1 pseudogene is annotated in these 289 nt (G+C 73.0%); it reads left to right on the forward strand.

The features are described 5' to 3' along the window. A pseudogene (locus CCN44_RS46565) lies at window positions 1-225 on the forward strand (ATP-dependent helicase); the annotation flags it as partial. Window positions 226-289 lie beyond the last annotated feature (64 nt).

A 289-nucleotide genomic window follows, 5' to 3' on the forward strand; every position in this document is an offset into this window, starting at 1 on the left:
CCGGCCGAGCGGCGGCCGGTGGTCACGCACAAGGAGCTGATGGAGCTGCGGAAGCAGCTGAACACGATGGTGAGCGCGTATGTGCACCAGAGTGGGAAGCCGCACGGGGTGATCCACACCGAGCTGCGGCGGGTGTGCGGGGGGCCGCCCAGCGCGGAGGCCACGGCGGGGCAGTTGCGGCAGCGGATCGCCAAGGTGCAGGAGTGGGCCACGCGGATGCGATGACTCCGCCCACCCGACTCGGTCGGTTGAGGGGGCAGCGTCGCGGCGCTTTGCCCCGGCCCCCGGG

This window comes from Streptomyces tricolor, assembly GCF_002155905.1.
Lineage (GTDB): Bacteria > Actinomycetota > Actinomycetes > Streptomycetales > Streptomycetaceae > Streptomyces > Streptomyces tricolor.